This window comes from Mediterranea sp. An20, assembly GCF_002160055.1.
GTDB classification, from domain to species: domain Bacteria; phylum Bacteroidota; class Bacteroidia; order Bacteroidales; family Bacteroidaceae; genus Bacteroides; species Bacteroides avicola.
The window spans coordinates 38,030-60,023 of sequence record NZ_NFJV01000025.1; the positions used below are offsets into that span (position 1 = coordinate 38,030).

Annotated in this window: 29 protein-coding genes; 3 read left to right on the top strand and 26 right to left on the bottom strand. The window is 46.2% G+C overall.

Translation table 11 applies throughout. The annotated features are described in order from the left end of the window. Nucleotides 1–190: 190 nt before the first annotated feature. The 4 genes from B5F34_RS13170 to B5F34_RS13190 all read right to left on the bottom strand — a co-directional run bounded on the left by B5F34_RS13170 (nucleotide 191) and on the right by B5F34_RS13190 (nucleotide 4,300). Nucleotides 191–472 (bottom strand): virulence protein, encoded by a 282-nt coding sequence (locus tag B5F34_RS13170; protein WP_087339871.1) that lies wholly within the window; start codon nucleotides 470–472, stop codon nucleotides 191–193. Further along, nucleotides 460–654 (bottom strand): transcriptional regulator, encoded by a 195-nt coding sequence (locus tag B5F34_RS13175; RefSeq protein ID WP_087339874.1) that lies wholly within the window; start codon nucleotides 652–654, stop codon nucleotides 460–462. Before B5F34_RS13175 ends, B5F34_RS13170 begins: the two co-directional genes overlap by 13 nt. Nucleotides 655–1,001: 347 nt before the next feature. After that, nucleotides 1,002–3,623: a DNA mismatch repair protein MutS gene (gene mutS / locus B5F34_RS13185; protein ID WP_162609338.1), complete on the bottom strand. Its 2,622-nt coding sequence runs from the start codon at nucleotides 3,621–3,623 to the stop codon at nucleotides 1,002–1,004. A 140-nt stretch (nucleotides 3,624–3,763) separates the two neighbouring features. Then, nucleotides 3,764–4,300 carry an RNA polymerase sigma-70 factor gene (locus B5F34_RS13190; protein WP_162609339.1) on the bottom strand — a complete coding sequence of 179 codons (537 nt, stop codon included), beginning with the start codon at nucleotides 4,298–4,300 and terminating at the stop codon, nucleotides 3,764–3,766. A gap of 414 nt (nucleotides 4,301–4,714) precedes the next feature. On the opposite strand from B5F34_RS13190, the gene B5F34_RS13195 reads away from it, so the two are divergent. Both B5F34_RS13195 and B5F34_RS13200 read left to right on the top strand, forming a co-directional pair. After that, on the top strand, nucleotides 4,715–5,938 hold the full coding sequence (locus B5F34_RS13195; RefSeq protein WP_087339883.1) for a site-specific integrase: 1,224 nt from the start codon (nucleotides 4,715–4,717) through the stop codon (nucleotides 5,936–5,938). A 21-nt stretch (nucleotides 5,939–5,959) separates the two neighbouring features. Beyond that, a complete protein-coding gene (locus B5F34_RS13200; protein WP_087339886.1) occupies nucleotides 5,960–7,258 on the top strand; it encodes a site-specific integrase in 1,299 nt (432 codons plus the stop codon). A 56-nt stretch (nucleotides 7,259–7,314) separates the two neighbouring features. Here the strand turns inward: B5F34_RS13200 and B5F34_RS13205 are convergent, their stop codons facing one another. The 4 genes from B5F34_RS13205 to B5F34_RS13220 form a co-directional block, all read right to left on the bottom strand. After that, nucleotides 7,315–7,626 (bottom strand): helix-turn-helix domain-containing protein, encoded by a 312-nt coding sequence (locus B5F34_RS13205; protein WP_087339889.1) that lies wholly within the window; start codon nucleotides 7,624–7,626, stop codon nucleotides 7,315–7,317. Then, the gene (locus tag B5F34_RS13210; RefSeq protein ID WP_087339891.1) at nucleotides 7,623–7,916 is read right to left on the bottom strand and encodes a helix-turn-helix domain-containing protein; all 294 of its coding nucleotides are present in this window, start codon (nucleotides 7,914–7,916) and stop codon (nucleotides 7,623–7,625) included. The genes B5F34_RS13205 and B5F34_RS13210 overlap by 4 nt, the downstream gene beginning before the upstream one ends. Nucleotides 7,917–7,927: 11 nt before the next feature. Further along, nucleotides 7,928–8,251, bottom strand: coding sequence for a helix-turn-helix domain-containing protein (locus B5F34_RS13215; RefSeq protein WP_087339894.1), 324 nt, complete (start codon nucleotides 8,249–8,251; stop codon nucleotides 7,928–7,930). 205 nt (nucleotides 8,252–8,456) lie between these two features. Continuing rightward, complete coding sequence (locus B5F34_RS13220; RefSeq protein ID WP_087339896.1) at nucleotides 8,457–8,873, bottom strand: hypothetical protein; 417 nt, start codon at nucleotides 8,871–8,873, stop codon at nucleotides 8,457–8,459. Nucleotides 8,874–9,212: 339 nt separating this feature from the next. Between B5F34_RS13220 and B5F34_RS13225 the strand changes: the two genes are divergently transcribed. Further along, nucleotides 9,213–10,298 (top strand): IS110 family transposase, encoded by a 1,086-nt coding sequence (locus B5F34_RS13225; protein ID WP_087339899.1) that lies wholly within the window; start codon nucleotides 9,213–9,215, stop codon nucleotides 10,296–10,298. Between the two features lie 26 nt (nucleotides 10,299–10,324). On the opposite strand, the gene B5F34_RS13230 is transcribed toward B5F34_RS13225, so the two are convergent. From B5F34_RS13230 to B5F34_RS13315, 18 genes are all read right to left on the bottom strand, one after another. Next, nucleotides 10,325–11,203, bottom strand: a complete 879-nt coding sequence (locus B5F34_RS13230) for a WG repeat-containing protein (protein ID WP_083380899.1) — start codon at nucleotides 11,201–11,203, stop codon at nucleotides 10,325–10,327. A gap of 21 nt (nucleotides 11,204–11,224) precedes the next feature. Continuing rightward, entirely contained in the window at nucleotides 11,225–11,761 is a 537-nt protein-coding gene (locus tag B5F34_RS13235) for a DUF4948 family protein (protein ID WP_239448961.1), read from the bottom strand. Nucleotides 11,762–12,026: 265 nt separating this feature from the next. Then, nucleotides 12,027–12,476, bottom strand: a complete 450-nt coding sequence (locus B5F34_RS13240; protein WP_239448958.1) for a hypothetical protein — start codon at nucleotides 12,474–12,476, stop codon at nucleotides 12,027–12,029. Further along, nucleotides 12,452–12,910: a hypothetical protein gene (locus B5F34_RS13245; protein WP_087339902.1), complete on the bottom strand. Its 459-nt coding sequence runs from the start codon at nucleotides 12,908–12,910 to the stop codon at nucleotides 12,452–12,454. The genes B5F34_RS13240 and B5F34_RS13245 overlap by 25 nt, the downstream gene beginning before the upstream one ends. A gap of 22 nt (nucleotides 12,911–12,932) precedes the next feature. Beyond that, nucleotides 12,933–13,187, bottom strand: coding sequence for an immunity 17 family protein (locus B5F34_RS13250; protein WP_087339905.1), 255 nt, complete (start codon nucleotides 13,185–13,187; stop codon nucleotides 12,933–12,935). Nucleotides 13,188–13,261: 74 nt separating this feature from the next. After that, the gene (locus B5F34_RS13255) at nucleotides 13,262–13,717 is read right to left on the bottom strand and encodes a macro domain-containing protein (protein WP_087339908.1); all 456 of its coding nucleotides are present in this window, start codon (nucleotides 13,715–13,717) and stop codon (nucleotides 13,262–13,264) included. A 137-nt stretch (nucleotides 13,718–13,854) separates the two neighbouring features. Beyond that, complete coding sequence (locus B5F34_RS13260; RefSeq protein ID WP_087339911.1) at nucleotides 13,855–14,730, bottom strand: DUF4261 domain-containing protein; 876 nt, start codon at nucleotides 14,728–14,730, stop codon at nucleotides 13,855–13,857. Between the two features lie 32 nt (nucleotides 14,731–14,762). Further along, complete coding sequence (locus tag B5F34_RS13265) at nucleotides 14,763–14,969, bottom strand: hypothetical protein (RefSeq protein WP_087339913.1); 207 nt, start codon at nucleotides 14,967–14,969, stop codon at nucleotides 14,763–14,765. A gap of 93 nt (nucleotides 14,970–15,062) precedes the next feature. Further along, nucleotides 15,063–15,923 (bottom strand): hypothetical protein, encoded by an 861-nt coding sequence (locus tag B5F34_RS13270; protein WP_087339915.1) that lies wholly within the window; start codon nucleotides 15,921–15,923, stop codon nucleotides 15,063–15,065. Between the two features lie 78 nt (nucleotides 15,924–16,001). Then, complete coding sequence (locus B5F34_RS13275; protein ID WP_087339918.1) at nucleotides 16,002–16,496, bottom strand: SMI1/KNR4 family protein; 495 nt, start codon at nucleotides 16,494–16,496, stop codon at nucleotides 16,002–16,004. Between the two features lie 78 nt (nucleotides 16,497–16,574). Beyond that, nucleotides 16,575–17,126, bottom strand: a complete 552-nt coding sequence (locus B5F34_RS13280; RefSeq protein WP_087339921.1) for a hypothetical protein — start codon at nucleotides 17,124–17,126, stop codon at nucleotides 16,575–16,577. 82 nt (nucleotides 17,127–17,208) lie between these two features. Continuing rightward, on the bottom strand, nucleotides 17,209–17,559 hold the full coding sequence (locus tag B5F34_RS13285) for an immunity 51 family protein (protein ID WP_087339923.1): 351 nt from the start codon (nucleotides 17,557–17,559) through the stop codon (nucleotides 17,209–17,211). Continuing rightward, nucleotides 17,549–17,896: a hypothetical protein gene (locus B5F34_RS13290; RefSeq protein ID WP_087339926.1), complete on the bottom strand. Its 348-nt coding sequence runs from the start codon at nucleotides 17,894–17,896 to the stop codon at nucleotides 17,549–17,551. Before B5F34_RS13290 ends, B5F34_RS13285 begins: the two co-directional genes overlap by 11 nt. Nucleotides 17,897–17,944: 48 nt before the next feature. Then, on the bottom strand, nucleotides 17,945–18,295 hold the full coding sequence (locus B5F34_RS13295; protein ID WP_087339929.1) for a hypothetical protein: 351 nt from the start codon (nucleotides 18,293–18,295) through the stop codon (nucleotides 17,945–17,947). A gap of 105 nt (nucleotides 18,296–18,400) precedes the next feature. After that, nucleotides 18,401–18,793, bottom strand: coding sequence for an Imm51 family immunity protein (locus B5F34_RS13300; protein ID WP_087339932.1), 393 nt, complete (start codon nucleotides 18,791–18,793; stop codon nucleotides 18,401–18,403). Nucleotides 18,794–19,096: 303 nt separating this feature from the next. Next, nucleotides 19,097–20,317: a transposase gene (locus B5F34_RS13305; protein ID WP_087339935.1), complete on the bottom strand. Its 1,221-nt coding sequence runs from the start codon at nucleotides 20,315–20,317 to the stop codon at nucleotides 19,097–19,099. Between the two features lie 120 nt (nucleotides 20,318–20,437). Continuing rightward, nucleotides 20,438–21,208, bottom strand: coding sequence for a DUF4261 domain-containing protein (locus B5F34_RS13310; protein ID WP_087339937.1), 771 nt, complete (start codon nucleotides 21,206–21,208; stop codon nucleotides 20,438–20,440). A gap of 96 nt (nucleotides 21,209–21,304) precedes the next feature. Next, a complete protein-coding gene (locus tag B5F34_RS13315) occupies nucleotides 21,305–21,856 on the bottom strand; it encodes a DUF4240 domain-containing protein (RefSeq protein ID WP_087339940.1) in 552 nt (183 codons plus the stop codon). Nucleotides 21,857–21,994 lie beyond the last annotated feature (138 nt).

Here is a 21,994-nt window from a genome sequence, read left to right on the forward strand (position 1 = left end):
GAAAGTCCTGTAGGATGTACCCAAATAGAGATATGGCTTGCTTCAGTTTCGCCAGCATCTCAGACGTATCTACGAAGGACAACATGTCCAGCAAATCCATAAACTACAATTCCCAACCTGTCAATACAAACATTCCGCCTTTCTCCTGCATGGAGAGGGGCGGAACGAAACAATGGGTAGGGTTTATGAATCAACTTTCCTTGACAATCTGAGTAAAATCAGACCAATCCTCTACCTTATAGGCACGGATGTCACGAACCGACTTCTTAAACCAATCATACTTGCAAAGGTCATTGATTGCCTTATACAAGTTGCTTAGGTTTCCATTGACCGTGAGGTAAGTACTGCCTTGAATCCACTCAAAACCGTTTTTCTTCAGGCATTCCTTTATTTCGTAATAAGCACGGTTATATGGTTTTCCATAATGCTCTTCAAGACTTGAAACCGTCATGTCGAAACTTATGGCAAACATACTTCCTCCTTTGCCAGTTTGAACAAGTCTTCCCGCCCGAAGAACACGTTATGGTCTTCCGTTTCTGCGGAAATCACGATGCCTACAAAGGGATTATTCTCCACTTGGATAATGATGCCCGGTAGCCACTCTTTTTGCAGTGTCAAGTCGGGCGAAATAAGTACTTTATCTCCTACTTTCATGCTTCCTGTTCATTTATAGTTACCGATACAAAGGTAACAAAAATGCTGAAGAATGAACATATCGATGGCCTTTCTTTTTATTATTTCATTTGTTTCCCACCTGTCAAAGTACGCTCTACTTTTATTATAATGTATCGATGCTTGTCCTGGACTGCGGAAAGAGGATGATTTTACTTCGGGCTGTACCAGACGGAGATATTCCTTTTCCGCTTCTTCATCGAATTCCTCAAGGCTAACCAAGGGAAGAGAAAGCTTTTTCTACCTCTCGCTCCTCTGTTTTATCCTATTACAAAGGTAAATAAATCCAGTGAAACAACAAGGAATTACACGCCTTTATAAAAAACTCTCTACTTCCCCCGCACAATCCGCTTGATGTCATTCAGCTTGTTCAGCGCTTCCAGCGGAGTGAGGTTATTGACATCAAGATTCAGTATTTCGTCACGAATCTGACACAGCACCGGGTCGTCCAACTGGAAGAAGCTGAGTTGCATGCCCCCCGCCGACGAAGCCCCTTCGGTGATGGTCTTTCCTGAGACGGAACCTGTCCGGCGGTTTTCCTGTTCCAACTGCTTCAGGATTTCATCAGCCCGCTTCACGATGCTCTTGGGCATACCGGCCATCTTGGCCACGTGTATGCCAAAAGAATGTTCGCTGCCTCCAGGCTCCAGTTTGCGGAGAAAGATAACCTTATTATCCACCTCGCGCACTGCCACATTGTAGTTCTTGATGCGTTTGAAGCTCTTTTCCATCTCGTTCAACTCGTGGTAGTGCGTGGCGAAAAGGGTACGGGCACGAGCCTTGGGGTGCTCGTGTATATACTCCACAATGGCCCAGGCGATAGATATGCCGTCGTAAGTGGAAGTGCCGCGACCCAACTCGTCGAACAACACGAGGCTGCGGGGCGAAAGGTTGTTCAGGATATTGGCAGCCTCGTTCATCTCGACCATAAATGTTGATTCACCCACCGAAATATTATCGCTGGCCCCCACACGGGTGAATATCTTGTCGACTAATCCGATGTGGGCGCTCTCGGCCGGCACAAAACTTCCAATCTGTGCCATCAGAGTGATGAGAGCCGTCTGGCGCAACAAGGCTGATTTACCTGCCATGTTGGGACCGGTAATAATGATGATTTGCTGCGTTTCCGTATCCAGACGCACATCATTGGCCACGTATTGCTCGCCTATGGGCAGTTGCTTCTCGATGACGGGATGACGCCCTTGGTGAATCTCCAGCACATCATCGTCGGCCACGACAGGACGGATATACTTGTTCTCCCGGGCCACTGTGGCGAAGGAGAGCAGGCAATCCAGCCGTGCCAGTTGGTTGGCATCTATCTGGATGGGCGGGATGAACTCAACAAGCGATTGCACCAGTTCGTTATACAACTGAGCTTCCAATATCAGAATCTTGTCTTCAGCCCCCAGAATCTTCTCTTCGTATTCTTTCAGTTCCTGGGTGATGTAGCGCTCGGCATTGGCCAGTGTCTGCTTACGTATCCATTCCTGGGGTACCTTGTCTTTATGGGCGTTGCGCACCTCGATGTAATAGCCGAACACGTTGTTGTAACCAATCTTCAGACTGGGGATGCCCGTCTGTTCGCTCTCACGCTGCTGTATTTGCAACAGATAGTCCTTGCCCGAATAGGCTATGCGGCGCAGTTCGTCCAGTTCCGCGCTGACTCCCTGCCTGATGACACCTCCTTTATTGACGAGCAGAGGCGGATCGTTGTTTATCTCCTTCTCAATGCGGTCGCGCACCGACTGGCAGATATTCAGTTGTTCTCCAATGCGGTTCAGGCTGGCATTGTCTGCTTCCAGACAGGCTGCCTTGATAGGCTCAATGGCTTGCAGCGCCACTTTCAGCGCCACTACTTCGCGGGGCGACACACGCCCTACGGCCACCTTGGACAAGATGCGTTCCATATCGCCCACTTGGTGCAACTGCTCCCCGATGAGATCTTTGAAATCCGGATGTCTGAAAAAATACTCCACCACATCCAGCCGCGCATCAATAGGTCTCTTGTCTTTCAGCGGGAACACCAGCCAGCGCTTCAGCAGGCGGGCACCCATCGGACTGATGGTTTTGTCCAACACGTCCAGCAGGCTGCTGCCGCCATCGTTCATGGAGCCAGTCAGTTCGAGGCTGCGCACAGTAAACTTATCCAAGCGGACGTATTTGTCTTCTTCAATACGTGCCAACGAAGTGATGTGTCCGGTCTGCGTGTGTTGCGTCATGATGAGATACTGCAAGACGGCTCCAGAAGCAATGATACCGTTTTTCAGATGTTCCACCCCGAACCCTTTCAGATTTTTCACCTCAAAGTGTTTCAGCAGTCGCTCGCGGGCGGTAGTTTCGGTAAACACCCAGTCGTCCAGCTCGTACGTAAAGAACTTGTTGCCAAAGTTGCCTTCAAACATCGGGCGTTTGCCCCGTTCAAACAACACCTCTTTGGGAGCGAAATTGTTCAGCAGCTTATCCACGTAATCAAAAGTCCCTTCTGCAGTCAGAAACTCTCCCGTCGATATATCCAGAAAAGCTACTCCGCAGGCTCCTTTGCCGAAATGCACAGCGGCCAGGAAATTGTTTTCCTTATAATTCAGCACATTGTCATCGATAGAGACGCCGGGGGTCACCAGTTCCGTGATGCCGCGCTTCACCAGTTTTTTGGTCAGCTTAGGGTCCTCCAGCTGGTCGCAGATAGCCACACGCTTGCCGGCACGAATCAGCTTGGGCAGGTAAGTATCCAACGCGTGGTGAGGGAATCCTGCCATCTCAATGGTCTGTCCGCCCTTGCCGTTGTTGCGTTTGGTCAGGGTGATGCCCAGTATCTCCGAAGCCACCACGGCATCGGTGGAGTAGGTTTCATAGAAGTCCCCGCAACGAAACAGCATCAAGGCATCGGGATGCTTTGCTTTGAGGTCGAGAAACTGCTTCATCATGGGGGTGAGGACGATATCTTTATCCATAGAATCAATGCTTTTTAGTATGCGAAGACTGTCCCATCGGACTTTTCCCGGCAAAGATACTCCTTTTCTGCGAAAATACGGACGTACAACGGAAAGAAACGGGAGTGGCGGACCACAAAAAAATAGCGGTATTGATTCCTCTACGACTCCAACAGATACTGACGCAGGTATTTCAGTGCCTCGTTGATATGGCGTTCTACAGTCTTCTCCGCAATGCCAAGCCGCACGGCAATTTCTTTGTAACTGAACTGGCCCTCGCGGCTCAGAAGAAACACCTCACGACGACGGGTCGGCATCGAACCCAGCAAACTGTACAAACGCTGGCGGAGCTCGGCAACATGAAGGTCTTCTTCGACATTATTATAACTGTTACCGACAGCTTCTTCCAAAGTAGCCCGATAGAAAGAATAATTGAAATGACGGCGCAAATGGTTAAAAACAGTGTTGCGGGTGGCAATGAACAGATAGCCGTCCAGACCCTGTTCCACCTCAATGGTGCCGCGCTTCTTCCACAGGCTGAGGAAGACATCCTGCACTACCTCTTCCACATCGGCAGGCAAAGTGATATAAAGAGAAGCAAAACGATAGACTTTCCGCCAATAGCGTCTGTACACACAAGCAAAGGCTTCCGTGTCTCCATTTTTCAAACGCAGCAGCATATCTTTTTCGTCTTCCATTTTACCCATAGCAACTATGGCCGCAAATATTGCAAAACTCGCCAACATACGGATGAAATTCGGAGGAATAATGCAAGCAGTTGGAAATGAAAGGTGATGTGCGGTTGTATTCCATGTCCATCATTGGAGGGCATCAGCCGTTTTTTGATGGGTTAGGAAAATGAATTGCTACCTATCCGTTGCCTTTTTCGGGGAAGAAAATCCACGCGAAACGGACTCCCGATTCCTCTGTCATATCACCGTAAAGAACGCTGTCCCTGCATATTTGCGTTAGCGAAGATAGTCATTTTTTCGCAGAGCGGGAAAAATATGGGCCGGTTCTTTTGAGCATGGGACTTGTTTCCATATTCTGCCATATTCGTCATGCCTCTCATTTGACCTTTATCCGGTAATTTTGCAAGAAAGGAAAAGGTTATGAATCAGACGAATGTAAAGGTGTCGTTCTACCTTAAAAAGAGCGAGTCCGATGCCGACGGGTATTGTCCCGTGATGGCAAGGCTGAACATCGGGAAATACTCGGAGTCTGCTTTCAGCATGAAGCTGAGGGTGCCGCAGAAGATGTGGGCGGCAGGCCGGGCTACGGGCAAGAGCGTGGCGGCTAAGGAAATCAACAACCGCCTGGATGAGATACGGGCAAGAGCGCTCGGCATATATGCGGAGCTGTCCGCCGTGCGTGATGGTGTCAGCGCCGAGGAAGTGAAGCACCGGTTGCTCGGCATGGCCTCCGAACAGGAAACCTTGTTGGCCTATTTCATGAAGTTCATCGGCAATTTCGAGAAACGGATCGGGATAAACCGCACGGCAAAAAGTCTCGCTGGTTACAGAAACGCATACAGCCATCTGGAGAGGTTCATCCGGTCACAATACAAGGTATCGGATGTCCCGTTCTCGACATTGGACCTTTCCTTCATTGAGAAATATGACCTGCATCTGCGTACCGAATGCCGTTTGGCTCCGGGTACTGTCATCAATCTCACGGTCCGGCTGAAGACCGTGGTAGGCGAATCCATCGCTGACGGCATCATCACCGCCTACCCGTTCTTCGGTTACGAACCCGTGCATCCGAAACCGGAACAAAAGTACCTCACGGACGAGGAACTGCACCGGATCATGACCACACCGCTTCACAATCCGTCCCTGTACCATGTGAGGGACATGTTCTTGTTCTCCTGCTATACCGGTATCCCGTATGGCGACATGCGGCTGCTGACGACAGACAACCTTTCCCTGGCCGATGACGGGACATGGTGGATACGGAGTTCACGGGAAAAGACAGGAGTGGAGTTTGAAATCCCTCTACTGGAACTTCCCTTGCGGATTATCGAAAAGTACCGCGACACCGCACCGGACGGCCGGCTGTTGCCGATGTATGCCAACAGCACAATGAATTTCTATCTGAAGCGCATTGCGGTTATCTGCGGAATAGACCGCAGGCTCGTCTTCCATTCAGGGCGCCATACCTACGCCACGGAGATCACCCTCTCGCACGGAGTCCCGCTTGAAACGGTCAGCAGGATGCTCGGCCACAGCCGGATAGAGACCACGCAGATTTATGCCAAAGTGACTGACGACAAGATAGACTCTGACACGAACGCCCTGAATGAAAGAATCGCGGAGCGTTTCTCCGTAGTCATATAACAACTTAAACACACTGGTAATATGAAAAAGAATACAGAGAACAACGACATCAAACACCGCAGCACCTTTGCGGTACTGTTCTATATCAACCGTACGAAAGTCCGCAAGGACGGGACCTGCCAGCTGCTGTGCAAGGTCAGCATAGATGCCGAATGGGAGCAGATCGGCACGAAGGTATCAGTCAATCCGGCCATCTGGAACCCGGGAAAGGGACGCGCCGACGGCCGCAGCGCAAACGCCGTGACCGTGAATCGGGCCATAGACGACCTGACCGCCGAAATTGAGGGACATTACAGGCGGATAAAGGACAGCCTCGGCTTCATCACGGCGGAACTGGTAAAGAATGCGGTGAAGGGCATCGGGCAGAAGCCGCTTACCCTGCTCGCCCTTTTCCGGGAACACAACGAGGAATACAGGAAACGGATAGGAGTTGACCGAATCAAGGAGACCTACGATTCTTATATGCGGTCATACAAGCACCTGTCCGCCTTCGTGCATGAGAAAAAAGGTGTAGAAGATGTGACATTGCGCAGTCTTGACCGTGTTTTCTATGATGATTTTGAGGTCTTTCTACGCACAGACCGCGACATGAGCCCCAAGACGGTACATGAACATCTGTACAGGCTGAAGAAGATGACCATGCGGGCCGTGAGCCAGGGAACGCTCCGCAGGGACCCCTATTGCCGACTGCACCCGGAACTTCCCCGGCGCAAAAGCCGCCACATGAAACTGGAGGACCTGAAAAAGCTGATGGAAACTCCGGTGGAGAAACCTCAGCTTCAGTTCGTCAGGGACATGTTCATCTTCTCGACATTCACCGGACTGGCGTTTGCCGACCTGAAAAGGCTGAAGACGGACGACATCACGCAGGCTGATGACGGAACTTGGTGGATACACTATCGGAGACAGAAGACGGACACACCGTCTTCCGTCCGGCTGCTGGACATCCCGATGAAAATAATCGAGAAGTACAAAGACCAAAGAAACAGCGACAAGGTGTTCAACCTTTATTGCCGCAAGTATTTCCTCACACTTGTTACGGAGCTGGGAAAAGCATACGGCTTTCCGCTTACCTTCCACCAGGCCCGGCATAATTTCGGTACCCATATCACGCTCTCATTGGGTGTCCCGATTGAGACGGTGGCCCGCATGATGGGACACCTGCGCATCGAGACCACGCAGATTTATGCGAAAGTCACCGACAAAAAGGTGGAGGAGGACATGAAAAAACTGAAGGACTCTTCCTTCAACCGGGAAACATTCCTTTATGAGGAAGAGTTTGATGGGAAAAGGCGGAAACGGCGGCAACGTGCCGGATGATGAAAAAAAATGGAGAAGCGGCAGCCCGGCCTGTTTCTCCATTTTCCTGTCTTATGCTATACCCACCTCTGTTCTTCCCGGCATCTCTTGTAGGCATCTTCCAGCATCTTCTGGATGTCGGATTCCTTGTAGAGCACCTTTCCTTGAAGGAGGTAATAAGGGATGACACCGAGCGTGCGGTACTCCTGCAGGGTCCGCCGGCTTATCCGGAGTATGCCGGACAGTTCCTCGTCCGTCAGGAAACGTTCTCCCTTGAACATCGGCTTGGGAGTCTTTTCCATATTGGACAACATTCTTTCCAAATTCTCCAGTCCCTGGAAAAGGACTTCAACGTGAGGGTCTTTCCTCTCTATGAAATGGTAACTCATGGCTTTCTTTTTAAGGGGTGATAACTTGATTCCAACAGGTTCTGCACATCTTCAGGCTTGTAGAACATCTTGTGCTTGATGCGTGTGAAAGGCAGAAGCCCCTTGTCACGGTACACCTGCAATGTCTTCTTCGATATGTGAAGCACGTCGCATACATCCTGGTTGTCCATCCAGTTCTTCAAACCCATGTCCTTGCCTGAACGGCACAACCGGGCAAGCCGGCTTTCAAGTTCGCAGAAACGGATCCGGAACTCGTCAAAAGTCTTTTTGTCTATACATATTATTTCCATACGTCTTCTGATTAAGATTGAATACCCAGTTCTTTCCTGATCCTTGCGGGCAGCGCCTTCCCTTTCCGGTTCAGGAACTCCTGAACTTCGGAAGCCTTGTAATAGGTGCGTCCGTCAATCATGTAGTAGGTCACGAGCTTCTTCTGGCGGTAACGCGCAAGGGTGCGCTTGGTCACGCCGAGCAGTTCGCACATGTCCTGGTTGTCGAGCAGCTTGTCACCTTCAAGGGCGGCCGTCTGCCGGTTCATGCGGTTCAGCCTGTCCTCTATCTTGTCAAAGCGTTCCATAATCTGGTGGAGCATCATCTGGAATGTCTCCCGGTCTATCTGTATCATACTGAATTCTGTTTTAGTGCGTGAATACTTCGTTTCTCACACTGTTGCGCAACAGGTTTCATTATGATAAAGGCCAAATCACAGACCAACGCGGCAGATTATTCTTCCGAAAACAGGCAAAACGCTGAATATCATAGAAATAAAAAATCAGCCTTCCAGGAAGAGGGCTGACGGGCATATTGCATTTGCAATGTCCTGCAACGGTCTATTGCAACGTCCTGCAATAATGCAGACGGCACACGCCGTTCCGGAAGGTCTTGGATCTGACGAGCCGCCAGTTGCCTGACGGGAGGTGAGCGGAGACGGACAAAGGGAAGGTACTGACCGAGGGGATAAGAAAGATTACAAGTTCATCGACAAGGCTGTAAAGTGACAGCCCCCGCAGAAATTCCACGCTCTTTTCATCGTATATTTCCGCATGGAAAACCGTGGAAGGCCCGGCAATGTCTTTCTCGCAGATAAGACTGACCAGCGGATAACCGGGAAACAGGAGTCTGGTACCGCGCTTCCGCCAGTACGGGAAGCCGTCCCTGTCCGACTGTATCCACTCCATCAACGGTTCGCTTTCCGTAGGAATGGAACCGTCCAATGTCATTGCTATCGCTGCCTGTAATTTAGCCATGCCTTTGTCAATTAATCCTCCTTAAATGAAGAAGCTCTAAGTTTGCAGCAGCAAGATAAGCGAGTGGGGAATTTATCTTAATAAAGCTAAGCGTAGCGGATAAATTTATACCGAGAACTTATAAATGCGATGTCAGTCGATTATCTTTGTTGTATGAAGATAAAGACTGATAGGCAGGGAGGAGATACCAGAAAGAAGCGAGTCCCGAGAGACTATTCCACGTTACGGCTCCTCCCCGCCAAGCTGCAAAGCTCCGATAGAATATTAATGGCCACGAGCCTATTTAGAGTTTAGAGTCAAACACAGCTTTATCAGTTTTAAAGATGGAGGAACAAAAATATGAAAAAGTTATTCATTGGCATTGACTTTTCGAAGGAAAAGTTCGACGCAACCGTTATCCTGGCGTGCGGAATACAGGAAATAGGCACAAGAGAACACGGCTCCTTCCCCAATGGGCCGAAAGGTTACAGGAATTTCGTCAAATGGGTGAAGACAAACTCATGGCAAACAAGGCAAGACGAATGGTTGTTCTGCGGGGAAGACACCGGATCGTGCAGCATCGGGTTGAGCAAATGGTTGTACGGCAAGGGACATGACATCTGGATAGCCAACGCTTATGCCATCAAGCACAGTAGCGGAATACAACGTGTCAAAAGCGACAAGGCGGACTCCGCCGTCATTGCGGAATACGCCTGGAGGCACCAGGACAAGGCCGTCCTGTTTGAACCCATGAGCGAATCCCTCTTCCAATTGAGGGAGGTGTTCCTTTACAGGCACAAACTCGTGCAACAGAAGGTCGCGATAGAGGTGCGTATGGAGGACAAGCAAGCCATAGGTGCGGACAAGGCCATGTCTTTCATCAAACGGAAAAGCAAGCACATTGCAGCTGAGATAAACAAGGCCATCGCCGAATGTGACAGGATGATAGATTCTATCATTGAGTCGGATAAGGAACTACAGGAGAATTACGCCATCATCACCTCCATAAAAGGTGTGGCAAGGCAGAATGCGGCTTGCATCATTATCTACACGAATAACTTCAAGAAGTTCGGCTATGATGCCCGGAAGATAGCCTGCTACTATGGCGTCGCACCGTTCGGGAAACAGTCCGGCACCAGCGTGGACGTGCCGGCAAGGACGAGCCATTTCGCCAACAAGCTTATCAAGTCCCTACTGGGGCAGGCGGCTCACATCGCCAAAATCTTCAACCCGGAAATCAAAGAATATTACCAACGCCTGATAAAAAGAGGAAAGAAACCGCAGGTCGCATTGAACAACGTAAAGAACAAACTTATTCGAATTATCGTGACATTGGTCAAGAAGAAAACGTTTTATGACCCTAACACATATAAATTCTACACAGAGAAAACAAGAACGAATAAAACTGCAAATGTTAATCTCACGTTAAATCATGCAATATGTTAGGATATGAACATAGAATACTCTAAGTTTTAGTGTCCTTCTGTTTGTTTCTTATACTTCGGAGAATCGACGGTTAAAGGCTCCAATATCTTCCTTACCTTTTGCACCGCCTCTTTTCCGTCATGGAACAGGCTGCACCACACGACGACCAGTTTCCTTTCCTCTGTGAACACAAGGCATTGTTCCGGGGATTCCGGCGCCCATTTCAAGGCGTAGTACTCCTTTTTCCCAATGGCATTCAAGCAGCGATTGAAATCCGGGTTATTGGACGACAGGATGTCCACCGTTATCCAGATATTTCCTCCCTGCAGGGAATCCGTTCCGGGCACTTCGAGGTAATGGCGGACATCGCAGTATCCAGCTCGGTCGGCCATGCGCTCCGCTTCTCCGCATCCGTTCAGGGAGGATGCCAGCTCTGCCAGGACAGGCCGTATCATGTTTTCATGGATGCCTGCGCATTGCTCTTTATCTGCATCGTCTGTTATTATGATGGAATCACCCGTATAAGTGTACCGTAAGCTCTGCAGCAGCCGGTAATCCGGCAGCTTGTTCCCGTTCCGGTCGATATAATACCATCCGTCGCTTTCCCAATAATGGTACTCTCCGCCGGAACCGGGCACCTCTTTCCGTTGGCCGGAATCCGTTACCTTTGCCCTGCCTCCCTCAAAGGGATAGCCGAAAGCAAAACGGGGGCGGATGACCGTCTTTCCCTCTTTGTCGGCATAGCCGATGCGTCCTTTCCTGTCCACGATACGGTACAGCCCCTCACTGGAATAATCGTCGCCGTTGTCGTATTGGAAGACCGTGTAATGCCGTGCGCAGCCGCAGCCGCACAGAATCATGGCGACACACAGGAATATTATGTTTCCCTTTGTTTTCAGCCCGTATTTCCGTTGTCCTTTCTCCATATACGTCAGTTAAGTTATCGGTCAGTTGTCATGCTCCAACTGAATGTACCAGTCTCCCTTAATCCGTTTGTATAGCGTGGTGTCGTTGTATGCCCTGCGGTATATCTCGTTCAAATCCCCGTGTTCCGTGACGTGCCCGTCGGGATGGCTTTTCAATCCCGGATCGTACACGAAGTCCTTGCTTGTCCCGCCAATCGAGTAGCCGTGCGAGAAGTACGGAATGGAAAAGCTCGTGTAGGTGGTGTCCTGCCCGTCCCAACCGGACTTCTTTATCGCCTCTTTCTTCGCCTCCTTCCCGTAGTAGAACACCCGCTCACAAGAGATTGCCGCCAGCAGCGAGTCCAGCCTATGCCGGTCTTCCGTGGAGATTCCTTTCAGGCAGGCGGTGTCCTGTGTGTCGTAGGCCGGATAGTACATCCCGTAGGGACAGCGGGCGATGACCTCCCGAAGCGTCTCGAACGCCGCTTCATGCGCGAGGAAGTGCCGTGTCATCTCCTCGTCGGACGGCGGCACGGGAGGAGCGCCGCACCCTGCCGCAAGCAGCAGCGCCGTCCACATTAAAATCGGTATGTATTTTCGTATCTTGCCTTTCATTTGCATACAAAATTATAAAAAACACCTCGCAATCCTGCCGTAAAAGCCGGAAAAATAGTACATTTACGCTCAATTTTCAATATGCTTCCTTGGAGTCTTCCTGATGCTTCATTTCGGCTTTTGGAAGTTAGGAAGCTGTTTGTGACCCGTTTCAACACTTTAAGTTTTCCGCTTATTTCAATGAACCTTTCCACCGTTGTGGAACTTCAGCGCTGACTCCGGCTTAGTATTATAAGTAGGGAAACGCAATGTTCACCGCTACCACCAACGCCACGATAGCCGCAATGTAAATCAACATCGCCCGTTTCCAGTAGCGGGGACGCTCACGGAGTTCCTGCCGGACTTCCTTGCGGATTTTCTTGTCATCCAGAAATCCCCAAGGGATGACCATCAGCAGCAAAGCCAGCACCGACACGCCGTAAAAGACGACCTTCTGACAGTTGGATTCCAGATGCACATACCCGTCTTGTCCCGCCGCCGCGAACAGAGTGCCGTTCAGCAGGAGCAATTCGGGGAGGATAGTCAGGGCATATATCCCAGCCCCCAACGCCTTGCGCTTCCTTTTGTTGTTCCAGTCGGTGAAATGGCTATGCATGATTTTATGCAGCATCACTAATATGTAGAAGAAGCGGCAAAACACGTTCCGGCTGTCTGTCATTTGATAGTTTCGTTTATCCATTTCAGTGCGGTTGATAACAAAACCAGTTCCGGTATGAATAAAAGAATGAGGGTAAAAAAGAAAAAGTAACACCTGGTTTGGCTGAACTTGCGTCCTTCATAATGCTGCATGACCGCTTTCCGACGGGAGGGTGGGTATATTTTGCCGAGCAGCCTGTCTTTCATGATGATGGCAACAATCCAGACGATTAAAAGGACGAGTGAAAAGAATTCGAAGATAGAGCGGTCATAATCATAAAGAAAATGGCCAACGATAGTCAGAATGGGTATGAATATAAAGGACATGGAACAAACCACCAACATTTCATTCCCGTTGGGTTGTTTGATATCGTATGTGTGATAATTCAACCATGTTATTTCTCCCAACCAAAACAAATAGTCGAAGAAATAGTAGCGCCGTGGCCGCTCTTGCTCTTTATATTCTTGTTTCCTCATAAGGCATTCCGTTTTTCGTTTCCTACGCCGTGGCAAAATAAAGGCACGCCACGCCTGCCAGGGCGATGACCAGCAATGCGCCCACGCAAATGCGCAACGCCTTCTCGCCGAAGGTCTCACGCACCCAATACCATCCCCACCGGTTCGGCTCGTAGGTCCATTTCCACCCGCATATCACGCCGATGAGCCATAGCAGCAGGATGCCGCCCACTATCAGATAGCCGTAGCGGGGATTCTCGGCTATCCTTTCAGAAAGTCTGTCTATCTGTTCGTTCATTGTCTGTATTATTGGGTTAATGTTCAGCGGATAATCAATCTTTCAAAGGAGATTAATCCGTTTGTTATCTACCGTTATTCACTTTGATAAGTCTCAACTACATACAAGTCAATCTTGGGATAATCGTTTGAAACCTTATCCAAAACAGCTTTGACATCATCCCATCTCAAACCGCCCAACCCGGCACCGATGGCCGGTAGAGCTATGGCCGTCACATTATCATGATCGGCAAGTTCAAGCATCTGCTTCAATGCCTTCTCAATGTACTCTATTTTGGCTCGTGTCCGCCATGTTGCCTGAGTGCCGAGATTATAAATATGCCCGTGGCCATAATCATAATCAAAGACATCGCCGGGACAAAACTTATGCTCCTTGCACAGCTGCTTATATTCAAGATACATGGCCGGGTATCTTTCTCTGAACTGCAATGCAATGCCTTTACCCATCGCACCGGCGCAGTTGCACCCGTGCGCATAGTTGCTCACGCCCTCAATGCGGAATATGTCGCCTTTTTCAATATACTCTATCATTGTTCTTACTTTTATTGTTATAAGTTACAGATAGCGCCTCTTTCGAAACGCTATCTGCATGTTGAGTTTCTTATTTCATCAGATGGATATCAGGCAAAACAATGCCTTTATCGTTTCACCCGAACTGTCGGTTCCTGTTATTTCCGATTTCCAGATGCATATTCTCCCGTGTTGATGTCAAGTACGGGACGCTTGGGCTGTATCAGCGCGTCTTCGTATTGGCATTTCCACTGGATGCTGCGGTCCATATAACCGTCTTTGATTCCATCGACGGTTTCTCCCGAGTCTATTTCATTGCCGCTTGTAAGCAGATAGGAGGCTACGTTGTAGGCATGATTCACTACCCAGTTCGGATCAAGTCCGCGGAAGTGGTACTGCAGGTCAGGCAGGAACAGCGTGTTCATCCCGAGTGTATCGACCAGCATGTCGTCGGAACCCTGAATCGTGAAGAAACGGACGTTTACGGCATAGCGGATGAACCGGTCAGGACCTTCTATCTGATTGCCGCGGATTTCCTCCGCCTCGAACAATTTCCCGCTGCCGCTGAAGAAGAACGCTTCGCAGGACGGGAACAGTTCGGCGAGCGCTTCAAGGTAGTCCATTTCCAGATTGGCACGTTCCAGAGAAGACAGGCCACGGGCAAGGAAGTCCGTAGCGAGCATACTGTACCGGCATTCCTCAAGGATACGGTCACGGCTCTCCTGGCAGTCCCACATCTGGCTCCGGGTGAAGTCGTCCACGGTCTTTCCGTCAAAGTCCATGCACGAAGTCATCAGGAACTGCACGGGTGCTTTCCCGTCCTCAAACTCCACCATGTGGTCCAGGGCGGTGATGAAGACAGACTTGTCATCACCTTCGCGGCATTCTACATTGCCGAAATGCTTCCGGCATACATCAGCCACCCTCTGCGTGTCCGGCAATTCAACCGGTTCCTTGAACAGAAGGTTTATAAGTAAAGGCCCTCCGGGCTGCAGTTCCTTTGTATTTAGGTCTTGTTGAAATACTTGATTCATATTGAAATGCTTTTGAATGTGAAACGAATCGGTTAATCCCACCAGAAATACCACACGGAGTTTTCTTTTCCCTCATATTGATAGTTCAGGAACAGGTCGCCTAATTTGCAAAAACTTACCCTCGTTGCAGATTCGTCATGCTCTGCATGATAGCCGGATTCAGCGGCCAGTTTCTCCACGGTGCGCTTGAATGCTCCGATATTCCTGATCCTTGTGCGAATGTTGAATCCAAGTCCCATATTTGTTATATTTTTAGTGTATATTATTAATGACTAATGTTGGGCGACTAACCGGCCTTTACAGGAGCGTTCAGCCGCTTGTTAGCCACTTTATTATTTCCAGTATTTTTCAAGTTCATCATACTCTCCAAACCAATACTTAAAAGCTATCTTATCAATGCCATTTTTTCCTCTCCAAAAATCCACTGGGTAATTCCAATCTGAACGACTGCTACTGCTTGGAGGACATCCCTCATTAAACTCATAAAATGAGCCTCTATATTTTTCTGTGTGGAGAATGCTAAGATATCCCATTATTTCCAATACTCGTTGTAAAGCCAATTCTGCATAAAATTCCACATCAATACGCTTACCCTCTTTCTTCCAATGCTTGAAAAATTCTTTTTTCTTCAACAACTTGTACACATCACGAATTCCGTCTGATTCCTGCACTGATAAAATAGTCGCAAAGACTTCTTCAAGAACATTCAGACCTTCTTCCTGTTGTTTGAGATTATATGGGAAATTCACACTTTCCTTATTTTCTTGCTGTAAGCATTGTACCATGTGAAAAACATCAGATTCATGTACTCCATATTTAGGACTGAATGGATATTTTTCAATATCCTTCTCAAAGGAAGATGAACAAACATGACAAGGGCTTCTTGTAGGTTCTTCCATAATTATCCTTTGTTGTTCTACAGTCATATTCTCAAAGGTAAGGTATTTTCTTTCTGAAAATGGTTTCCTTTTTTCTTTTATCCATAACTTTTCATCTTTGTCAAAATCACCTGTTTTAGGAATGTCGTATATTGAATATGAATGAACATAATATGTTTTCATTTTCGACAAAACTTGAAGTCCAAAATGAATCCGACCTATTGGCAAGGTTTGTATGAATAGCTCTGTAAGCCGCTTCTTGTCAGAAGAAGCGTACTCTTTCAATAATAGTTCTATGGCTTCGTTATGTGTCATTTTTATTATTATTTTTAAGTGGCTAATGGTTGGTGGCTAACCGACCTTTTCGGGGCAGTTAAGCCGCTTGTTATAAACCTATTTGAAATTTGTCAATATATCCTCTTTCTCATTAGAAGACAACATTTCCAACAATTGATTGAAGCTATCACAAACCAATTCCGCCGATTCTTCAAATTCGGGTTCAACTCCGCAATAGATTTTACCATAGTTTTCTGATGATAAATCTATGCTCAAATATCGGTATCCGTCTTTTACAGATAAAGCAATAGGTACATGAGTGTCCCAAAAGCAACGTATTATTTCAGTTTCCTCTTCATCATCATCAAATGTCTCAAGTCCCATCAATTCAAATTCATTCCAACGAAATTCGCTATTGCTATCCCCATTAAAGTCCTCTATGGAATTAAACCATACGTTTTCACATTCATTCGTAATGACTTGAAATTGCTGTAAGAACTCCAGATAATCGGCAGGAAGATTTGAATACCGGTTAAGGAAATCAGGACTTAGTTCTTTTCTTTCCAATCGTTCCGTGACGATGAATCCTATCTTTTTTAATGCTTCAATCATATTTTCTTACTTTTTACTGGTTTATAATGTCCGACAGCTTGCCGCCGTTAGGCGGTACAGGTGCTTGTTACCGATTTTTTACGAACATTGCCAAAATCCTGCGATTATTTCATTGTTTATATGATGCTTATACAGGTATAATGCTCCATATCCGAAAGGATAACTGCCAATGAGAACATCATCATTATAACCATCCTCGTCTATTGACAAGAAAAAAGAAAAGCCCTGTTCTTCTAATTCTTTATAATAGTATTCTTCATCTTGAATCAGAGAAGGGGTACCACCTATTTTTACAAGCATATTCTCACTATCCTTATTTTCTGAATATTCACTAATAGAACACATTCTTAAATTAGTGTTTCGTCTTTCTACGCAATTACCAATTTCAGAAAATTCATGCTCTACTATTTTTACTGCTATTGAAGGATATATATTATTGTCTATAAGAGCATTATAGTCTTGATGAATTAAGATAGAAAGCATAGTATTCTCCTTTTCAGGATGTACTAATGTTGCATAGAACTTATAATCGCAGGGGATTTGTTCTTCTATACATTTAGGAGGATTACCACCAATCCTGCCTTTTACATTCTTATCGAATGGAATACATTTGGCATATCGTTCGTTCATATCTTATTTGTTTTTATGATTATCGGTAATGGTTTGCAGCTTGCCGCCATTAGGCGGCACAGGTGTTTGTTAGCATCGTTTCTTAATCAAGTTCAGCACGAGAAAACAAATCCATAATCAATACATGGTTTTCACACGCTTCCTTGAATTTTAGAATAAAGCTTTTCAATGCCTCTTTATCTTTTGAGTAGGCACAAAACATACTACCTTCAGAATCAAAATCAATTTTATCCAATAATTCTGGTACTTGTTCTTCCACAAAGACACGAGCTAAGGACTCCCAGTCATAGCCGTTCCCCTCAAAGCCCTCGTCCTCTCTTGCTTCGAAGATTTCAGCTTTGTATTCTCCAACATTCAGACATACTGAAGCTGTCGATTCATGATCAACCCAAAAGAAAGGTTGAATTTTCATTTCAAAATCTTTAGTGTCCATATTGTTCCAATTCTTTAAATAGTTCATCACCATTGGCTTTTATACCGTCCCTGAATTTGGTAGGAATTTTATTTCCCACACGCTCAAACCAGTCATTAAACGTCTTTTTCCATTCTTGAACTTTGTCTTTTTTGATACTCAAATTTGCATCGATTGGAAATCTTTTTGCAAGCATAATTAGTATTTCAATGTGTGCTAAAAGAGCTTGTGTTGGTTTGTTGGCTGTTTTTAACCATTCTGCATTTTCTTCAATTTGTTTTATAGCCAAATTAAAGTAGCATGCATTTGCCATATCAGCCATTTCATTACCATCGGGTGCAGTACTAAATATTTTCATTTTTTATTTGTTTTAAGTTTTACATCCAGATTATACTTTCTAAAATCATTAGTACCCATATTGTTCTAACTCTTTAAATAGTTCATCACCATTGGCTTTTATACCGTCCCTGAATTTGGCAGGAATTTTATTACCAACACGCTCAAACCAATCGTTGAAAACTTTTCTCCATTCTTTTACTTTGTCTTTCTCGATTAATAGATTTGCATCTACAGAATATTTTCTCGTTATAGTTAATAACAAATCTATATTTGCTAATAATGGTTGAGCGATTTCATCGTTTTTCCTCATCCAATCACAAACATCTTCAATCTGAGAAATAGAAAATTTTACATATTCTACTCCTACAAATTGTGCATTATCATTGCCATCTGGTGCTGTACTAAATATCTTTTTCATTACATTTCAATTTATTCTTCGATGCTAATGGGATGCAGATAGCAACCTGTTACGGTTGCTTATCTGCGTGTTATCCGCATAAATTATTTCTATTTATACAAATGGTTAATCCCATTCGATTTCATCTCCTTTCTCTCGAAGAATTTTATATATATCTTCTTCGTTTTCTATTAAAGAGATGATGATGTCGGCAAAGCGTTTTGCTTTTTGCTCGTTTTCTGCGGTGTCCTCAAAATAAGCTGCGTAAGAACCAGCTTCAGGGTCGCTTTCCATACTTTCCAAAATATCCGGTGCATTTTCTGCCAGATAGTAGTTGAAGAAAGCATCCCAGTTGTAACCGTTCATGTATGCTTCTTCGTTTATCTCATTCATTTGCTCTCCTATTGCCAATGTTTTTTCAACCTCATTTTGGAAGAGCAAAACGATGTTTCCAGAACCATTTGTGTAAATTTGGACATACTCATTAGCAAAGATGTCTCTTTCTTCTGTTGTTGCCATAATCTTTTAATTTTTAATTGTTTTACTATTGCGGATAATGGTTCGGAAATAAGCACCGTTTAGGTGCTTCATTTCTTTGTTCAAGGCAGTTTTACCCACCATGCACTATTACATATTTATATAGAACTTCAATTTTTGACTGCTGTTTCCGGCAGAAAGGGGTGTGAAGTTCATTCCTGCACCCGGTTCGTTTTATTACAGCTCTTATCCGTATTTCATTCATTTTTTTTGTTCTCCTTTCTTCTATTTTATGGGATTTTACTGTTTCTGTTCACGGCAGGGCATAGCTATCCCATATTGCTGTCATGCCGATTTTTTCCGGTGTATGTCGCAATGTTCTAATACAACCGTATATGTGATGCCGCCACTCGTTACCGTAGTGTGGCTGTAAACTCTCATCCGTCCGCAATGCTCGCAGAAATAAGGATTCTCGTATTCACTTTCTGCCTGTTGCACTCCGGCTTCCTCTGTCTCGCTTTCATCCCGTCCGAAGTATTCTTCCGGCAGGTTGCCTTTGTTGGAGTAGAAGCCGTAATACCTCACGATACGGAAATAGCGCAGGGGGACGTGTTGCAGCAGCCGGGGAAAGAACTCATGGTAATGCAGCGTCAGTTCCTTTTCCACCGGGTTTCTCCTGTCGGGTGAGTTCCTGTAATCACGGTATCGGAATGAAATGTTCTCGCCGTCCATTGCCGTAATCTTGTATTCGCTCAAACATGCCCGCTTGGAATACCTGCCGACATACTGTATCACCTGCTCCGGCATCTGTATGGGCGGTTCCAGATGCACAATCCAATCCTTTCTGTTCGCCACCCTTTTGATGAAGCCCATAAACTCCATGCGGTCGTGAAAGTCATGTTCCAGCCTGCCCGCATCGAACAGTCCTATCAGCGCATTCTCAAACTTGTAGCGGAACACCCTGCGGATAGAGGGGATATGCACGTAATCATGTTCAGGAACGGCTATTTTACCTTCGCTGTCGATGCCGCCCCACGACATAATCATGTGGGTGTGTACATGAAGCTGCTTTGTTTCCCCATAGGTGTGCAACACGGCAATCACCCCGGTTTTCAAGCCGAACTTGTGCATCATCCAGTCTTTCAGCGTGTCTGCCGAAGTCCGCATCAGGATGTTCAGTATTTCTTTCTTGTTGCGCTTCACCAAGTCCAGCAGGATATGCGGCAAGGTCATCACAACATGGCGGTGCGGCACCCGCAGCAACTTTTCTTTCATGCGTGCCGCCCATTTCAGCGTATCACGCCAGCCGCATGACGGGCAGAAACGGTTCTTGCAGCTATGACTGATTTCCCGCACCTCCCCGCAATCGGGGCAGGCGTATGTGTCTATTCCCAAAGCGGCTGTACGGCACACACGGATAGCGTTCACCGCCTTGTACTGTTCGGGGGTGATGTACTCCGCAGGGTGCTGTGCGTACTCGTCCCACCAGCGATTGAAAAAGTCTGCCAAGCGATATGTGCTTTTCCGGGAACTACACCTTTCTATGTAATCTATCAAATCAATCATTCACTACCGTTATTTTTTTACATTTGTTTATTTGTTTGTAAGTTGCTGTATATTAGTTGTTTTAATTTGCCTTGAATGTTTGACGGATAATCGCCATTTCAAGGGCGATTTAGCCGTTTGTTATGCGCCGTCATCTTGTGGATATTCAATTTTCAAGCTCTTGCCATCCAATGCAACCGCATCACTAAGGGTAATCCTGAGCTTTTGTTCTTCTGAAAACCCGATGGTTTCGCCATCATTCAAAGTTACATCGCAGTCTAAAACATATGTAACTATATCAAGCAGAAAATCGCGGACATCATTCGGGTCGGCATTGGCAGCATAGACCTCCAATTCTTCTTTACCAAATTTTCTCATTCCGTAGGTATATATACCTGCACATTCTTCGGTGCGATATATGCCAAACCATACCCAATCCATTATAGGCAGTGCTTCATCATCTTGCTGCATGACAGATGCAATATCACAATAAAACTGGGGATGGAACACGGCTCCATCGGTATAGACGGCAATAGCTCTTTCTTGTTTAAGGCATGAAGAAACGACTTTTGTAAATAGTTTCCCTCGTTCCAATAGATTGGCATCTTTTCCTAATACAGAAACCATGAGATGTGCCTTGTGACTTTTAGTCACTTCTACTGCATCTTTCCACAGGTAATTTGCTTCTGCATAATGTTCTGCCTCTTGATTAGGAACAGGTCCATGCATAATGGCTACCGCAAGTGTAATATCACCCATAACAGCTACCAACGCTTCTTCATTGTCGTCATATGGAATTTCTATGTTCCAATCAGCCTTACAGTCGTTGATGAGTTTTTTAACATCCCATTCATCTTGTGATAATAGCACAAAGGCTACAAAAGCTCCAATTGGATAATTTTCTTCTTTCATGTTCTTATTATTTTTAATATTATATCTTGGGCGCATAATGTTCGGTGGCTAACCGACCTTTTCAGGGGAGGTTAAGCCGCTTGTTAGCAACCACATTCAGAACACATCATTATCTTTCCATTTATCAAAAGTTCGTGGACAAATTTTACGGATAGACTCTTCATCATCCTCGTCCCATTCAAATTCAATTTCATGAGTATATGAAGGCAATAAATAGTTTTCTTCCAAGACATAATAATAATCGTCTTCCCCAGCTCGTTCATTAAGAATCTCCATTGCGACATAATCCAGCAACTCTTGTTCAGGATAATCATCGCCTTCTGGGTCTTCAAGCTCAGAAAACACATCACAAAGGGAGTCAACATCCTCTAAGGCTTTTTCGAAAATCTTACGACCACGAGAAATCAGCCAAAATCGGAAATAATCAAAGCCATCATCACTACAGCCGCCAAGTACCACATAGGCTACTGCCCATAAGTCTTGCCTATAAGATATATTACAGAAGTGCCTCCACCAATATATGAATCCGAACAACTCCTCTTCGGAGAGTGGAGTAAGGCACTCTTTCAAATTTCGTCCACGATTTGAATTTTCAATGATTGTCCAGAATTTTTCTTCTGTCATCAATTTTGAAGCATCTTTTTTCATTTTCTTTCTTTTTTATGGTTGCTAATGGGATGCAGATAGCAACCTGTTACGGTTGCTTATCTGCGTGTTATCCGCATAAATTATTTCTATTTATACAAATGGTTAATCCCATTCGATTTCATCTCCTTTCTCTCGAAG

Coding starts and splice junctions, on each gene's coding strand:
- B5F34_RS13170 (WP_087339871.1), bottom strand. CDS start 472: ATGTTTGCCATAAGTTTCGACATGACGGTTTCAAGTCTTGAAGAGCAT.
- B5F34_RS13175 (WP_087339874.1), bottom strand. CDS start 654: ATGAAAGTAGGAGATAAAGTACTTATTTCGCCCGACTTGACACTGCAA.
- mutS (WP_162609338.1), bottom strand. CDS start 3,623: ATGGATAAAGATATCGTCCTCACCCCCATGATGAAGCAGTTTCTCGAC.
- B5F34_RS13190 (WP_162609339.1), bottom strand. CDS start 4,300: ATGGAAGACGAAAAAGATATGCTGCTGCGTTTGAAAAATGGAGACACG.
- B5F34_RS13195 (WP_087339883.1), top strand. CDS start 4,715: ATGAATCAGACGAATGTAAAGGTGTCGTTCTACCTTAAAAAGAGCGAG.
- B5F34_RS13200 (WP_087339886.1), top strand. CDS start 5,960: ATGAAAAAGAATACAGAGAACAACGACATCAAACACCGCAGCACCTTT.
- B5F34_RS13205 (WP_087339889.1), bottom strand. CDS start 7,626: ATGAGTTACCATTTCATAGAGAGGAAAGACCCTCACGTTGAAGTCCTT.
- B5F34_RS13210 (WP_087339891.1), bottom strand. CDS start 7,916: ATGGAAATAATATGTATAGACAAAAAGACTTTTGACGAGTTCCGGATC.
- B5F34_RS13215 (WP_087339894.1), bottom strand. CDS start 8,251: ATGATACAGATAGACCGGGAGACATTCCAGATGATGCTCCACCAGATT.
- B5F34_RS13220 (WP_087339896.1), bottom strand. CDS start 8,873: ATGGCTAAATTACAGGCAGCGATAGCAATGACATTGGACGGTTCCATT.
- B5F34_RS13225 (WP_087339899.1), top strand. CDS start 9,213: ATGAAAAAGTTATTCATTGGCATTGACTTTTCGAAGGAAAAGTTCGAC.
- B5F34_RS13230 (WP_083380899.1), bottom strand. CDS start 11,203: ATGGAGAAAGGACAACGGAAATACGGGCTGAAAACAAAGGGAAACATA.
- B5F34_RS13235 (WP_239448961.1), bottom strand. CDS start 11,761: ATGTGGACGGCGCTGCTGCTTGCGGCAGGGTGCGGCGCTCCTCCCGTG.
- B5F34_RS13240 (WP_239448958.1), bottom strand. CDS start 12,476: ATGGATAAACGAAACTATCAAATGACAGACAGCCGGAACGTGTTTTGC.
- B5F34_RS13245 (WP_087339902.1), bottom strand. CDS start 12,910: ATGAGGAAACAAGAATATAAAGAGCAAGAGCGGCCACGGCGCTACTAT.
- B5F34_RS13250 (WP_087339905.1), bottom strand. CDS start 13,187: ATGAACGAACAGATAGACAGACTTTCTGAAAGGATAGCCGAGAATCCC.
- B5F34_RS13255 (WP_087339908.1), bottom strand. CDS start 13,717: ATGATAGAGTATATTGAAAAAGGCGACATATTCCGCATTGAGGGCGTG.
- B5F34_RS13260 (WP_087339911.1), bottom strand. CDS start 14,730: ATGAATCAAGTATTTCAACAAGACCTAAATACAAAGGAACTGCAGCCC.
- B5F34_RS13265 (WP_087339913.1), bottom strand. CDS start 14,969: ATGGGACTTGGATTCAACATTCGCACAAGGATCAGGAATATCGGAGCA.
- B5F34_RS13270 (WP_087339915.1), bottom strand. CDS start 15,923: ATGACACATAACGAAGCCATAGAACTATTATTGAAAGAGTACGCTTCT.
- B5F34_RS13275 (WP_087339918.1), bottom strand. CDS start 16,496: ATGATTGAAGCATTAAAAAAGATAGGATTCATCGTCACGGAACGATTG.
- B5F34_RS13280 (WP_087339921.1), bottom strand. CDS start 17,126: ATGAACGAACGATATGCCAAATGTATTCCATTCGATAAGAATGTAAAA.
- B5F34_RS13285 (WP_087339923.1), bottom strand. CDS start 17,559: ATGGACACTAAAGATTTTGAAATGAAAATTCAACCTTTCTTTTGGGTT.
- B5F34_RS13290 (WP_087339926.1), bottom strand. CDS start 17,896: ATGAAAATATTTAGTACTGCACCCGATGGTAATGAAATGGCTGATATG.
- B5F34_RS13295 (WP_087339929.1), bottom strand. CDS start 18,295: ATGAAAAAGATATTTAGTACAGCACCAGATGGCAATGATAATGCACAA.
- B5F34_RS13300 (WP_087339932.1), bottom strand. CDS start 18,793: ATGGCAACAACAGAAGAAAGAGACATCTTTGCTAATGAGTATGTCCAA.
- B5F34_RS13305 (WP_087339935.1), bottom strand. CDS start 20,317: ATGATTGATTTGATAGATTACATAGAAAGGTGTAGTTCCCGGAAAAGC.
- B5F34_RS13310 (WP_087339937.1), bottom strand. CDS start 21,208: ATGAAAGAAGAAAATTATCCAATTGGAGCTTTTGTAGCCTTTGTGCTA.
- B5F34_RS13315 (WP_087339940.1), bottom strand. CDS start 21,856: ATGAAAAAAGATGCTTCAAAATTGATGACAGAAGAAAAATTCTGGACA.